This window comes from Neokomagataea thailandica NBRC 106555 (assembly GCF_001598495.1).
GTDB lineage: Bacteria > Pseudomonadota > Alphaproteobacteria > Acetobacterales > Acetobacteraceae > Gluconobacter > Gluconobacter thailandicus_A.
On the sequence record NZ_BCZB01000001.1, the window covers coordinates 167,785 to 181,362 of the forward strand.

A 13,578-nucleotide genomic window follows, 5' to 3' on the forward strand; every position below is an offset into this window, starting at 1 on the left:
TAAGCAGCGAAAGAGGGCTTGCAACTGGCGTGGATGTCATTGAAATGCCTTTTTATAGGCCCGAAATAGGGTGTGACTATCCGTGATACGGATGCAACGTTCTTTTCTTTATCTTCAGGAGACGGATCTCTTTCATGGAGAGCACTCGCCCTTTCTCGTCCTCACCGCCGCCGTCACCGGCAGCGCCTATCATCGCTCTGGTGGATGATGATCGTAACATTTTAGCCTCGGTGCAGATGACCCTCGAAGCGGAAGGGTTCATCGTTCATACCTATACGGATGGAGAGAGTGCGCTGCAGGGGATGATGTCCCGCCCGGTTAGCTTGGCTGTGCTGGATGTGAAAATGCCGCGTATGGACGGCATGGAACTCCTTCAGCGTTTGCGTGCGCGCTCGACGTTACCTGTGATTTTTCTGACGTCTAAAGATGAAGAATTGGACCAATTGATGGGTCTGCGTCTTGGGGCGGATGATTACATCACTAAGCCTTTCTCCCAGCGTTTGTTGATTGAACGCATTCGTGCGCTATTGCGCCGACAGGATGCGAGCCGGGCCGAAGCAACAGGGACTACCACGCGCGGGGCGGCCTTGGTGCGTGGGCAATTATCGCTCGATGAAACCCGCCATCAGTGTTTATGGAATGGTCAGGATATCGCTTTGACCGTGACCGAATTTTTGCTGGTGAAAGCCTTGGCGTTTCGTCCGGGTATGGTGAAGTCGCGGGATCAACTTATTGATGCGGCGTATGGCGATAATATTTATGTCGATGACCGTACCATTGACAGCCATATCAAGCGTGTACGGAAGAAGTTCCGGCAGGTTGATGATAACTTCAATTATATCGAAACCCTTTACGGGATTGGGTATCGCTACCGCGACGAGTGATGTCAGTTTTGCGATCCAGGTCTTACGACGATTGAAGGTATTAGGAGAGCATGTGTGAGTGACGGGTCATTGTCGCCGATGCGTGATGAAGAACGGCGAGAACAAGGGCAGGCCCGTCGTCATGTTCTGGAGGCGCGCCGCCGCCCCGGTATGGTGCGGCGTTTTTTCCATATTGGTGCGATGAAGCGGCGGATGATGCATGCTCTGCCTAAACGTCGTGCGATGACGCCGCTTTTGGTCCGGATTTTACTGCTTAATATCTTGCCGTTAGCTTTGCTGGCTGTAACGTTGTTGTTTCTGGATCAGTTCCAGAACTCTTTGCTGGAAACAGACGTGAATGCTTTGCGGGAGCAGGCGCATATTTATGCCGGTGCTGTAGGGCAGTTCGCGGCAAAGCCAGCTCCGCGTGGGGTGCGGAGTTTACCGGGTGAAGATTATGTTTTGGACGCAGCTTTGGCGCGTTCATTTTTGACACGACTGACTGAGCCAAGCCCGAATGCGACAGCGCGTTTATTCGATCCAGACGGAAAGCTGGTGGCGGATAGTCGTGAAGATCGTCGTATTCATTCTGTGGTGCGCTCGGAACGTGGGACGACATCATCTCCTGCGGTGCAGCATGAGGCGCATACGGATGGAGCGATACCACCGTTAGTCAGTGATGGTGGGGGGGATGCTCATGCGTCAACGGGGCGTTCTGTTGAGGCTTTTTATGACTGGCTTGTGTCGTTATTGCCGTTGACGTCCAGTGAAGGGATTGTCACGCTCGACACGCCTGACCCGATCCCTGAGACGCCAGTGAGTGGTCATGCGAATGAGGCTGTGCAGGTTGCCCCGCGTCAAGCGGAGCTACCCCCTTATATTCGCCGCCTGCCTGACCATCAATTGGCTATTACTGTTGTTGAACCGGTCATTCATGATGGTTTGACGGTGGGGATTATTCAACTGACACGGCAAGCGCCAGAAGTGGATCGCTCACTCTTTGAGGTGCGTTCATCGATCCTTTCTTTGTTTTTGGGCGCATTGATGGTGACGGTTCTGCTCTCTTGGTATCTGTCTCGTACAATTGCGCGTCCGTTATTGAGTTTGGCGCGTGCATCGCGGGAGATGAGAGAGTCGGATGGGCGCCGTGATGTGGTGCCAGAGCAATTGCTCATACGGCGTGATGAGATCGGTGTTTTGGCGCGGTCATTGCGGGGCAGTGCCTTAGCATTATGGGCGCGGATGGATGATATTGAGCGTTTTGCGGCTGATGTGAGTCATGAAATTAAAAACCCGCTTTCGTCTATTCGGTCGGCTGTGGAGACATTGCCGCGCATTGCGTTGGCGGATCGGCGTGAGCGGCTGTTGTCTATTATGACCAGTGACGTGAAACGACTGGATCGTTTAATCACGGATATTTCTGATGCAAGCCGTATTGATGCAGAATTGTCACGTGCGCGGTTGGAGCCTGTTTCGGTGGTGGCACTCTTGTCCATTTTGGTGGAAATGCACCAGACGACCCGCAAAGATGATGATCCGATCTTGCGGCTAGATGTGCCAGAGAATGGGCCAGCACTGCGTGCTCTGGCGGTGGAAGATCGCTTGGTACAGGTGCTGCGGAACTTGATTGGGAATGCCATTTCCTTCTCTCCGCCGCGCGGGGTGATTGCGCTGCATGCGAGCTGTCGTGATGTGGCGGGAACAGGGCCGGGGACGGGGAGTGTTATTGAGATTGCGGTGAGCGATCAGGGGCCGGGTATACCTGCTGGGAAACTGGAGAATATCTTTGATCGGTTTTATTCGGAGCGTCCCCAATCTGAGCATTTTGGGCAACATTCCGGGCTTGGTCTGGCCATTAGTCGGCAGATTATCAATGCGCTGCGCGGGCGTTTATTCGCAGAAAACGTAGTGGGGCCAACAGGGGAGGTACGGGGTGCATGTTTTGTGGTGCGCTTGCCGAGTGCCGGCTAACACCCACCTTGTCGTGAGGGAGAAATGTTATGCGGGATAAGAGGCTACGACACTGAGAGCAATGCGCTGCTCAGGGTTAGGGAACCGTGGCACAATGCGGAGCGTCATAGCTGGATGTGTGGCGGTGAGGGCGGTTTCGATAATGTGCTGGCAGTGTGTGTAATCTTCCCCAGCGCGCAGCATGGCAATGAGATGGCGCGTATCGCGCAGGGTGAGGTCGTGGGTGTCTAGGGCGTCAGCAATGGCGTTGAGTGCTTGGCGGCATTCTTCTGCAAGATGGGGGGGGCGTTCTCCCTCAGGGTTCAAGCCATTGAAATCTGAGCAAGCGACGTTGTCGCCATAGAGCGTTATGTCATGGTGTAGGCGTATATTCAGCATGAGAAAACAGTAAAATCCACTGTAGTGACAGGGGGAAGGCGGCGACCAGAGGTGATGGCCGTACCTAGGAAGAGAGATCCGTTCATACCGCCTGTGTCAAGTTGAGGTAAACCGTAAAAGGCGAAAAGAGATGGCTCGACAGATGCTCCATGCCAGTTGTGTGGCACTAAATGGCGCTGGAATTTTGATTTATGGGCCACCGGGTAGTGGGAAATCATTAATGGCGCTCGCGCTCATACAGGATGGTTTTACACTCGTTGCGGATGATTGTGTTGTGCTGGATGGAGCGGTGGCGACGGCCCCGGAAACGATTCGAGGGCATCTTGAAGTGCGCGGGGTAGGAATTTTGGCCATGCAGGTGGTGGAGAATGTCCCTGTGCGACTGTCGGTGCTTTTAGGTGCGCGGGGGGAGCGTTTGCCTGCGTTGGAACGAGATGTTGTGACGGGGAGTGTTCTCTTGCGTTTAAAGGGGGATGATCTGGGCGATATGTGGCGTGTGAAAGCTGCTTTTGGAGCATGCCAAGGGGATTATGAGTGGGTTGTAGGGGCAGGGAAAGCGTGATGATTGGGCGCTTCTCTAAAGTTTGAGATGGAAAAGCTTTTTTTCTACATCAGAAAATGGCTATTTTGTTCTCATGACTTTGGCCAACGCCCCCAAACCCAATACTGTGACGTCGGAACCGCCAGATCCAGAGCGATTATCGGTTGAAGATTCAGTTTATCTAACACCCTCTGGGCAGCATGATGATGGCTGTGCGCAACTACGGCATATTCTGATTGTGACAGGTCTGTCCGGTGCTGGAAAATCAACCACGTTGCGGGTGCTGGAAGATTTGGGGCATGAGGTTGTAGATAATCCGCCACTACATCTGTTGGGCGCATTGGTGCCGCGCCCGGGTGAGCGGCTGGTGATTGGGCTTGATGTCCGAAGCCGTGGGTTTGAAACGGCACGGGTTTTGTTAGAACTGGAACGTTTGAAGGCGGTGCCGGATAATCAGGTTCAGCTGGTGTATGTTACGGCGGAGCCGGACGTTTTGTTGCGGCGTTTCACGGCTACGCGGCGCCGTCATCCTTTGGTCGCGAGTGGTGCTATTCGCCCGGGTATTGAACAAGAGGCCCGTATTTTGGCACCGTTAAGGGCTGTCGCAGATACGGTTATTGATACGTCAGATTTGCCAGCGCCAGAGTTGAAGAGGTTTATTGAAACCCGCTTTGGTGATGGGAGTGGTGAAGGACTGACGGTTGTGTTGATGTCTTTTGCATATCCTGCAGGGCTGCCCCGTGAAGCCGATATGGTTTTTGACGCACGATTTTTACGCAATCCGCACTATAATCCGGCTCTCCAGCCGCGTACTGGCCTGGAAGAAGATGTTGCGGCCTATGTGCGCACAGATAAAGCTTATGCTCCGTTTTTCGATGGTATTATGAATTTGTTAGAATTGGTGCTGCCACGTTTTGTTGAAGAAGGTAAAAAATACGCCACGATTGCTGTGGGGTGTAGTGGTGGGAAGCATCGTTCTGTGACGATTGTGGAGGCTTTGGCGCGTGTTTTGCCGCAGGTTTCTCCAGTTGGTCCTTTTATGGTGACGCATCGGGAATTGGCACGACAGGGTGTGGCGACGTGGCGTTGGGCTGTGCCGCCGGTCAGCGCAGTTGATGGGACCGCGTCATGATTGGTGTGCTGCTCGTTATGCATGGGCGCCTTGGTGAAGTCCTGCTGGAAACTTTGGTTCATGTTGTGGGGCCGCAAGCGCAGATTGAGTGTGTTGCGGTGACGGATCACGATGATCCGGTGGCTTTGCGTCCGCAGGCTGATGCTTCTTTGCAGCGATTGGATACAGGTGAGGGGGTGCTGGTCCTTACAGATATTTTTGGTAGTTCTCCGTCAAACTTGGCTTTGTCTTTACGTAATCCGGGGCGTGTGGAAGTGCTGGCTGGGGCGAATGTTCCCATGTTGGTGAAGTTGGCGAAGTCACGCCCATGCTTGGATTTGGCGGGTTGCGTTGAAAAGGCTACGCTTGCCGGGCGTAAATATATTGCGGCTGCCTCACAATTGCCGGATCCGTGTCTGCAAGGTGGGCCGCGGTCAGCGTGTGTTCCGCCGGTTGAGGGGGAACGTCCTCGGCGGCGGCGTGTGCGTACGTGGTATCGGCCCGCAGCTTCCTCTCTCTTATCTTGAAGGCTGGTCCCATCATGGCGGAAGATCTTTTTGTGCGTGAAGTGCGGATTGTAAATCGGTTGGGTTTGCATGCGCGTGCAGCAGCGAAATTGGTGACGACGGCCGAGCGGTTTCAGGCAGAGACAACGGTTGAGCGTGAAGGGAATGTCGTTTCGGCATTGTCGATTATGGGGCTGATGATGTTGGGTGCGGGCGAGGGGGAAGCGGTAACGCTTCGTTCGCATGGTGAGCAGGCATCTGCGGCTTTGGAGGCTGTGGCAGCATTAATTGCAGATGGGTTTGGTGAGCGTGATTGAAACAGCAAGTCGCGGGCGGTCACGTGGGCGTGCGAAGCGTGAGCAAACGCGGATTTTGCGTGGGCGTGCGATTACACAAGGTATCGGACTGGGGACGGCAGGGCGTGTTGAGACGTTACCTCTCCCGGAAATTACGGAGCGTTTGAGCCAACGCGGTGCGGATGTTGAAGCAGCGCGTTTTGATGAAGCCGTAGCGCGAGCGCAGCGGCAAATTGAGAAAATACGTCGCCGTTTGGTGCGTCTGCCGGAAGGTGGGCGTGATGATGTTTCAGGTTTGCTGACGGTTTATGATCGTATGCTTGGCCCGTCACGTTTGACGCGACAAGTACGCCAAAAGCTGGAGGGGGATGGGCTAACGGCAGAAGCCGCTGTTGCTGAGGTCAGTGCAGAACTTGCGCAGCGTGTGGCGGAAACAGCGACGGTATCGTCGGCCCTGACGGATGAGAGCGATACGTCTGGGGCGGATGCTTCTTTGCGTTTGGCAGGGGAGTTTGAAGAGATTGGCCGCCGGTTGGTGAGAAACTTGACGGGGGTTTCATACCGCGCGTTCTCAAGCTTGCCTGAGGGTTCTGTTTTAGTGGCGGAGCAATTGCGCCCAGCAGATATTGCGATGATTGACCCAGCCCGTGTTGCTGCTGTGGTAACGGAAGGGAATGGCGGGGCCGATCATACGGCGATTTTGCTGCGTGCGTTGGATATTCCGGCGATTGTTGCTGTTCCGGGGCTGATGGCACAGGTGGCAGAAGGGGACATGCTGGTGGTGGATGCTCATTTGGGCACCATTACCGTGAACCCTAACGCGACGGAGTTACGTCTGGCGCATGAGGCGGCGGCGCGTGAAGCGCGGGAACGGCGGGCTTTTAGTCGTATCCGGCGTTTACCTGCGGAGTTGCGTAGTGGTGAAAGTATTGAGCTTCTCGCGAATCTAGAATTGGCGTCTGAGCTGCCGATGCTGGTGCGTAATGGTGCGCGTGGTATTGGGCTTTTACGCAGTGAGTTTCTGTTTAGTGATGAAGATGACCTACCCGATGAAGATGGGCAGGCCGCGATTTATCGGACAGTCTTGCAGGGTATGGCTGGGCAGCCAGTGACGATCCGTGTGTTCGATTGGGGTGGAGAAAAGGGGCAAGATTACCTGCGTTATGCAGATCAGCCGCAATCCGTCGTCGGGGATAATCCAGCCCTTGGTTTGCGTGGTATTCGGTTGCTCTTGAAGGCACCTGAGGTCTTGGAGACGCAGTTCGCTGCGATTTTGAAGGCTGCAAGCCCGACGGAAGAGGCGATTGGTCCAGTTCGTGTTTTGCTGCCCATGGTGACCTCATTGGATGAGGTGGTGACCGCACGGGAGATTTATGAGCGTGTGGCGCGTGGGTTGCGCCGCCAAGGTGTCGAATTGCCGGAACCGTTACCGCCTTTGGGGGTCATGGTAGAAACACCTGCTGCGGCGTTAATCGCTGATGCTTTGGTGCAGCATGCTGATTTTATGGCCTTGGGTACAAATGACCTTACGATGTACACGCTGGCGGTGAACCGGGCTGATGCTGCTGTTGCTGATCGGTATAGCCCGCTTCATCCGGCAGTTTTGCGTTTGATAGCAACGACAGCAGAATCTGCATTGCGGGCGCATCGTCCTTTGTCCGTTTGCGGTGAAATGGCGGCTGACCCGCGGATCGTAGCGCTTCTTATCGGGTTGGGAGTGCGTAGTTTCTCGATGAAGTCAGCGTCATTGCCGCGTGTGAAGCGTTTAATTCGTACGGTGAGCTTCGAGGAATGTGACCAACTACGCCGTGAGGTAATGTTGGCAACAGAGGCCGATGCCGTGCAGGAAGTATTGCGGCGTTTTGCAACTTAAAACGTGGTGTGTGGGCAGTCGGTTTCTTTTGTGGCACAGTACATTCGTAATCTGGACCACATAAGCCCGAGAGCGCTTGCATGACCGACTTTATCATTGAGCCTACTGCTACTCCAACAGATCCAGCGCGTCGTGCTGAGCTTGTGGCAAACCCTGTTTTTGGCCGAGTTTTTACCGATCATATGGTGATTATTCGTTATTCAGAGGGTAAGGGATGGCACGATGCACGGGTTACGGCGTACCAGCCTTTGAGCATTGATCCGGCATCGACGGTTCTGCATTACGGGCAAGAAATTTTTGAAGGGATGAAAGCCTATCGTACGGCAGATGGGCGTGTTTCAGCGTTTCGGCCGGATGCGAATGCGCGTCGTTTTGCAGAGTCAGCGCGGCGTATGGGTATGGCGGAGCTGCCGGAAGAGCTATTCATACAGGCTGTTGATGCATTGGTACGGATTGATCAGGATTGGGTACCGTCGGGTGATGGTAAGGCGCTTTACCTGCGTCCTTTCATGATTTCGAATGAAGTGTTCCTTGGGGTGAAGCCGGCATCTGAGTATTTATTCATTGTCATTGCCTGCCCTGTTGGCAGTTACTTTAGTGGTGGTGCGGTTTCGGTTTGGGTATCTGAACATTACACGCGTGCGGCACCGGGCGGGACGGGTGAAGCCAAATGTGGCGGTAATTATGCTGGTAGTCTCGTCGCGCAGGCTGAAGCAAAAGAACAAGGTTGTGATCAGGTCCTGTTCCTCGATGCGCGTGAACGTCGCTATATTGAAGAGATGGGCGGCATGAACGTGATGTTCGTGCGTGATGATGGTGTTCTTGTGACGCCACCGTTGGGTGGTACCATTTTGCGTGGCATTACGCGTGATAGTCTTTTGCGTGTGGCTGCTGATAATGGGATCACGGTGGAAGAAACTCTTCTCGATATTGATGAGGTTTTTGCAGGCGCTGCGTCTGGCCGTTATCGTGAAGCGTTTGCTTGCGGAACGGCTGCGGCGCTTTCGCCGATTGGGCGCTTTCGCCGGACCGGGGGTGAAGCTGTTTTTGGTGATGGCGCAACGATTGGCCCTGTGTCTGCAAAAATGCGGCAGTTGCTGATGAATCTACAATCAGGTCGTAGCAATAATTCTTATGGTTGGGTTCATCCAATCGTTTAAGGCCACACAGTACTCTGCTTCAGCAGTGTTGTTGAAGCAGAGGTATTTGAACGTAATACCGTAAAATGTGGGGCGTATGATGACCCAGAAGATTGTGCCGGTTGTTTTGTCTGGTGGTACGGGGAGCCGTCTTTGGCCTGTATCACGCGGGAGTTATCCGAAACAATTTTGGCCTCTAATCGGGACAAAAACGCTTATTCAGGACACGGTTTTGCGTGGTTGTGCGGTGGGAGGGGCAGCCCCCGTGATTGTGTGCAATGCAGAGCATCGCTTTATCGTGGCCGAACAGTTGCGTGAGGTTGGGGTGGAGCAGGCGCGGATTGTGTTGGAGCCAGTGGGACGGAATTCGGCCCCAGCGATTGCGGCTGCCGCGTTTTTGGTGGCGGAAGAAGACCCTGATGCGGTGTTGTGGGTCATGGCCGCAGATGCTGCGATTCAAGATGAAGTGGCGCTGCAAGAGCGTGTGCGTGATGCCGTTTCGGCCGCAGAGCAAGGTTACATCGTGACCTTTGGCATGACGCCAACGCGCCCAGAAACGGGATATGGTTATATTGAAGCGGGCGCACCACTGGCGGAGCAGGCGGATGTGTTTGCGGTATCGCGTTTTGTGGAGAAGCCTGATCTGCATCAGGCAGAAGAGTTGCTGAAATCAGACCGTTTTCTGTGGAATTCGGGGATGTTTATTGCGCGGGCGAGTGTCTTTCTGGCGGAAATGGAGCGCTTGGCTCCAGAGGTCTTTCATTCTGTGCAGAAAGCTGTGCAGTTGCGGCATACGGATATGGATTTTGAACGTTTGGATGTGGAAGCCTTTGGCTCTGCGCCGGATATATCCGTGGATTATGCCATTGCGGAGCGGACGGATCGTGCGGCGGTAGTACCGGGCCAGTTTGGCTGGTCAGACATCGGTAGTTGGGATGCTTTGTGGGATCTGAGCGAAAAAGATGAGCATGGTAATGCTGCGTTGGGTGAGGTCTTCTTGGACCAAGCGCAGAATTGTTATGTCCGCTCTGATCATAAAGTGACGACTGTATCCGGTGTTGATGATGTGATTGTGGTGGTGACTGCGGATGCAGTGATGATTACGCATCGTGACAAAGCACAGGATGTGAAAAAAATTGTTGCGCGTTTGGGGGCGGCAGGGCGGCCGGAAGCACGGGTGCATAATCAGATGCATCGTCCTTGGGGTTTTTACGAAAGTTTAATACAAGCGGAGCGCTTTCAGGTGAAGCGTATTGTTGTGCATCCGGGAGCCAAGCTGTCGTTGCAAAAACATTACCATCGGGCGGAACACTGGGTTGTTGTGGCGGGGACTGCTGTGGTGACGCGCGATGATGATGAGATCTTGGTTCGTGAAAATGAGAGTGTTTATCTTCCATTAGGCTGCCGTCATCGCCTTGCGAATCCGGGTAAAATTCCGTTAACGTTAATCGAGGTTCAGTCTGGGCCGTATCTGGGAGAAGACGATATTATTCGTTTTCAGGATGATTACGCCAGAAACTGACGAGTCTTAGAGCTCCAATGGGGGCGTTTCCTGACATTGCGTATGATGAGGATAAGCCCGCTTTATGAACGCGTTAATCACCGTTGCCCGTGCTGAAGCTCTGATATGGGAGAGTGCTGGGGATTTTGGCACTATTCGGGTGCCGTTAAATAAAGCGGTAGGGCGCACATTGCGTCAGGTTGTGCGGGCGGAGCGAGATCAGCCGCCATGTGACAGGGCAGCCGTTAATGGTTTTGCGATTCGTTGGGCAGATGTGCCTGAGAGCGGCATATTGCAGGTTGTGGGCTGGCAAAGAGCTGGTAAAGCGCCTCTGACATTGCCAGATGGGAGTGTGTGTTTAGAAATCATGACGGGAGCGATCCTGCCGGAAGGGGCGGATACGGTGATACCGGGCGAGCGTGTTGAGCGCCGGGGTGACAGTGTCTTTATTGCGCCTGAAAATGTGCCGGAGGAAGGGGCATTTGTGGACCGGCAGGGGGATGTATGTCAGGCGCAGGCCTCTTTGTTAGAGCCGGGGATGGTGCTGCGTTGGCCAGTCCTTGCTGTGTTGGCCGCTAATGGTGTGAGTGAGGTGGTGGTTGCGGCGGACCCTTCTATCGGGGTGTTTGCTGTGGGGGACAGCTTGGTTCCTGTGGATAGAGAAGAGGATGATGAGCCCTTAGAGCCGTGGCAGCTCCGGCGTTCGAGTGAATATGCCATTACTGGTGCGCTGCACGGTTTTGGGTTTAAGCGTGGGCAGCGCAGGCATGTGCCCAACGATTTTCAAGATGTCCGTGAAGCATTGGCGGAAGAATTGGCTACGCATGATGTGCTGATTCTCGGTGAGGGGGGGCCTTTTGGGACACCAAGTGCTGTGGCGAGTGCTTTGGAAGAGTTGGATGTGCGCGTCGTGTTTGATGGTGTCGCGCAGGAGCCAGGCTCTGCTTTTTGGTTCGGCGTTGGGCCTGAGGGGCAGTGTGTTTTTGGTTTGCCGGCAGACCCGGTGGGGGTGACGGTGTGTATGCGTCGTTATGTTCTGCCATTCTTAAAGCGCTCGCAAAAGCGGTGCATTGATACGCCGCCACGTGTGGCGCTGGCGGAGCATGTGCCGGAATTGAATGGTTTGACCCGGTTTGTGGCTGTTGGGGTTCAGTATGATGATACGGGCCGTGCTATGGCCTATCCTAAGGATATTGTGGTCTCCGGTGAGTTTGGCTCTTTGTGTGATGTTGATGGTTTTGTTGAGATTGACGGCATTATAGATGGCGTTGAACCACGGGCTTCTGCGGTTCCGTTTTTTCCGGTTTGAAGTCTGACAGGCTGTGATGTGGGGCGGTCTCTTCCTTGAGTGAGGGAGGGCCGCCTTTTTTTGTCTGTGACGCATTTTTCGGTTGAAGATGAAAATCATTCTCATTTAAAAAGGGGATCTATTGAGTTTCGGAGATGTTTTCCCCATGCCTCGTTTTATTGCCCTTGCCTCTGAGAGCGGCGTATTTCAGCCAACTGTGTCGGTGGCTTCTGCACAATGGCGTGGCTTGGACCGCTTGGCGCACCCCAGGGTGAATAAGGCAACATATCCTCAACCTCCATCCTGTCTTCAAGGAGAGGGGCGGGCCGTGTCTAGTTTGACGGATATGTGCTGCTGTGAACGTTTGGCATTGTGGAGTATTCGCTGCTTATCTGGGCATTTCCGGGTGCCGCCATGCCGTGAAACACGTACGACAGATGGGATGTTCCCAGATGTGTTTGCGCCTCTTTTTGACGCTGCGGAGCATGCATTTGCGGAGGCACAAAAAAAACTTCAACAGGCGCAACATCCTGCGCTCGATATTTCTCGTCCCGGTGCACAGGCATTAACACTGACAGAAGATGCGTTGGTGAATGGTGTGCGAGCCGCGCAGAATGATGATGTTGATACAGTGCGCCAGATTTTGGATAGGGTGCTGTCTAACCATGTTGCCGTAGGAGACGTGCTGACCGCTTTAACGCTTTTAGCGGAATGTATGGCGGGTGCAGGGCATTGGTTGCCGCGTTCTGGTGAGGGCGCTTAACGAAAACCGGTTATTCCCCCGCGTTGAAGAGCGGGGGAATGATCGTGGTTCTTAGATATAGTGTTCGCTGAGGGGCGGGAATCCGTTAAAACCAGTTGAGCAATATGTTGAGACATAGGCCCCGGTTGCGAGAATCTCGACTCGATCACCGCTTGTGAGTGCGTTGGGAAGTGGAACGCGATTTTTCTCATACATGATGTCCACGCCGTCACAGCTTGGACCTGCAACAATGCAGGGAGAGCGTGTGCTGTCGCTATCATCATGTGGCGTGCGGAAGATGTAGCGAATAGCTTCGCCTTCCGTTTCGGCTAGTCCGCCAAAACGTCCGATATCAAGATAGACCCAGCGTGGGTCTTTTTCAGCCCCACCGCGTTTGCTGACCAAGATGACCTCTGTGGAAACAACACCGGCACGACCAACCATGTAACGGCCGGGCTCCAGTAGAAGCTCTGGTGGCGCTTCTGGGAAGTTACGGTCGATGGCTGACATGATTGTGCTGCCGAATGCCTCTACGTCGGGGACATCACGGTTATAGCTTGTTGGGTAACCACCGCCGAGGTTCAGCATGCGGATGTCGATACCGTCTGCGCGTAGGCTGCGGTAGAGGGCACCGGCAATATCAATGGCACGGTCATAGGCTGCTGTACCTGTTTGCTGGCTTCCAACGTGGAAAGACAGACCATAAGGATGCAGGCCAAGAGAAGGTGCACGGCGCATCAGCTCTCCCGCATGTGCGGTCGTGGTGCCGAACTTGCGTGATAAGGGCCAGTCAGCGCCTTCATTTTCGACGGCGAGGCGGCAAAAAACGCGCGCGCCAGGGGCGTTTGCGGCGATTTTTTCCAGCTCTTCTGCGCTGTCAAAAACGAAGAGGTCAATGCCCATAGCGTGGGCTTGGCGGATATGCTCAGCCTTCTTAAGGGTATTACCATAAGAGACTTGGCTGGGCTTAGCGCCAGCGACCAAGCACATTTCGATCTCAGGGATCGAGGCGGCATCAAAGCAAGATCCCAAAGAGGCAAGCCGCTTTAGAATGGCGGGTGCTGGGTTCGCTTTGACAGCGTAGAAAATGCGTCCCTGCGGGATAGCTGTGGTTAAGCTATGATATTGCTGTTCCACGACGTCGAGATCGACGACGAGGCACGGCGTTGCAGGTTGTTGTTCAGTCAAGAAACGAGTGATTTTGGGAGTCATGCACTCAAATTCCCCAAATCATACTCAACAGGGATCGCTCTCGCCCTGCGAGTGTGTTGCGAAACGGTCGAACGGACCGGCGAAAGCTGGAAACCCAAAAATGAGCCCCTTAAGCCAGAACGCTTGACGTCGTTGCGTAACCTTCAGAGGGCCAGTG

At 54.2% G+C, this 13,578-nt stretch carries 13 protein-coding genes; 11 read left to right on the top strand and 2 right to left on the bottom strand.

What is annotated here, in order from left to right:
• Window positions 1–134: 134 nt before the first annotated feature.
• Together NTH01S_RS00715 and NTH01S_RS00720 are read left to right on the top strand one after the other, a co-directional pair.
• Window positions 135–884: a response regulator transcription factor gene (locus tag NTH01S_RS00715; RefSeq protein ID WP_068167779.1), complete on the top strand. Its 750-nt coding sequence runs from the start codon at window positions 135–137 to the stop codon at window positions 882–884.
• Window positions 885–1,064: 180 nt separating this feature from the next.
• A complete protein-coding gene (locus NTH01S_RS00720; protein WP_245642038.1) occupies window positions 1,065–2,834 on the top strand; it encodes a stimulus-sensing domain-containing protein in 1,770 nt (589 codons plus the stop codon).
• 27 nt (window positions 2,835–2,861) lie between these two features.
• On the opposite strand, the gene NTH01S_RS00725 is transcribed toward NTH01S_RS00720, so the two are convergent.
• Window positions 2,862–3,212: a RidA family protein gene (locus NTH01S_RS00725; protein ID WP_068167781.1), complete on the bottom strand. Its 351-nt coding sequence runs from the start codon at window positions 3,210–3,212 to the stop codon at window positions 2,862–2,864.
• Between the two features lie 130 nt (window positions 3,213–3,342).
• On the opposite strand from NTH01S_RS00725, the gene NTH01S_RS00730 reads away from it, so the two are divergent.
• The 9 genes from NTH01S_RS00730 (at window position 3,343) to NTH01S_RS00770 (ending at window position 12,230) form a co-directional block, all read left to right on the top strand.
• Window positions 3,343–3,774, top strand: coding sequence for an HPr kinase/phosphorylase (locus tag NTH01S_RS00730; RefSeq protein ID WP_084366796.1), 432 nt, complete (start codon window positions 3,343–3,345; stop codon window positions 3,772–3,774).
• A 73-nt stretch (window positions 3,775–3,847) separates the two neighbouring features.
• Window positions 3,848–4,885, top strand: a complete 1,038-nt coding sequence (gene rapZ / locus NTH01S_RS00735; protein WP_084366798.1) for an RNase adapter RapZ — start codon at window positions 3,848–3,850, stop codon at window positions 4,883–4,885.
• The gene (locus tag NTH01S_RS00740; protein ID WP_068167783.1) at window positions 4,882–5,391 is read left to right on the top strand and encodes a PTS sugar transporter subunit IIA; all 510 of its coding nucleotides are present in this window, start codon (window positions 4,882–4,884) and stop codon (window positions 5,389–5,391) included. The genes rapZ and NTH01S_RS00740 overlap by 4 nt, the downstream gene beginning before the upstream one ends.
• Before the next feature lie 14 nt (window positions 5,392–5,405).
• Window positions 5,406–5,687: an HPr family phosphocarrier protein gene (locus tag NTH01S_RS00745; protein ID WP_068167785.1), complete on the top strand. Its 282-nt coding sequence runs from the start codon at window positions 5,406–5,408 to the stop codon at window positions 5,685–5,687.
• The gene (ptsP, locus tag NTH01S_RS00750) at window positions 5,665–7,539 is read left to right on the top strand and encodes a phosphoenolpyruvate--protein phosphotransferase (RefSeq protein ID WP_157070810.1); all 1,875 of its coding nucleotides are present in this window, start codon (window positions 5,665–5,667) and stop codon (window positions 7,537–7,539) included. Before NTH01S_RS00745 ends, ptsP begins: the two co-directional genes overlap by 23 nt.
• A gap of 80 nt (window positions 7,540–7,619) precedes the next feature.
• Complete coding sequence (locus NTH01S_RS00755) at window positions 7,620–8,699, top strand: branched-chain amino acid aminotransferase (protein WP_068167786.1); 1,080 nt, start codon at window positions 7,620–7,622, stop codon at window positions 8,697–8,699.
• Window positions 8,700–8,778: 79 nt separating this feature from the next.
• Window positions 8,779–10,200 (top strand): mannose-1-phosphate guanylyltransferase/mannose-6-phosphate isomerase, encoded by a 1,422-nt coding sequence (locus tag NTH01S_RS00760; protein WP_068168135.1) that lies wholly within the window; start codon window positions 8,779–8,781, stop codon window positions 10,198–10,200.
• 64 nt (window positions 10,201–10,264) lie between these two features.
• A complete protein-coding gene (locus tag NTH01S_RS00765) occupies window positions 10,265–11,488 on the top strand; it encodes a molybdopterin molybdotransferase MoeA (protein ID WP_068167788.1) in 1,224 nt (407 codons plus the stop codon).
• Window positions 11,489–11,633: 145 nt separating this feature from the next.
• Window positions 11,634–12,230 (top strand): hypothetical protein, encoded by a 597-nt coding sequence (locus NTH01S_RS00770; protein WP_068167791.1) that lies wholly within the window; start codon window positions 11,634–11,636, stop codon window positions 12,228–12,230.
• A 51-nt stretch (window positions 12,231–12,281) separates the two neighbouring features.
• Here NTH01S_RS00770 and NTH01S_RS00775 read toward each other — a convergent pair whose 3' ends face one another.
• Window positions 12,282–13,421 (bottom strand): type III PLP-dependent enzyme, encoded by a 1,140-nt coding sequence (locus NTH01S_RS00775; RefSeq protein WP_068167793.1) that lies wholly within the window; start codon window positions 13,419–13,421, stop codon window positions 12,282–12,284.
• Between the last annotated feature and the right edge of the window lie 157 nt (window positions 13,422–13,578).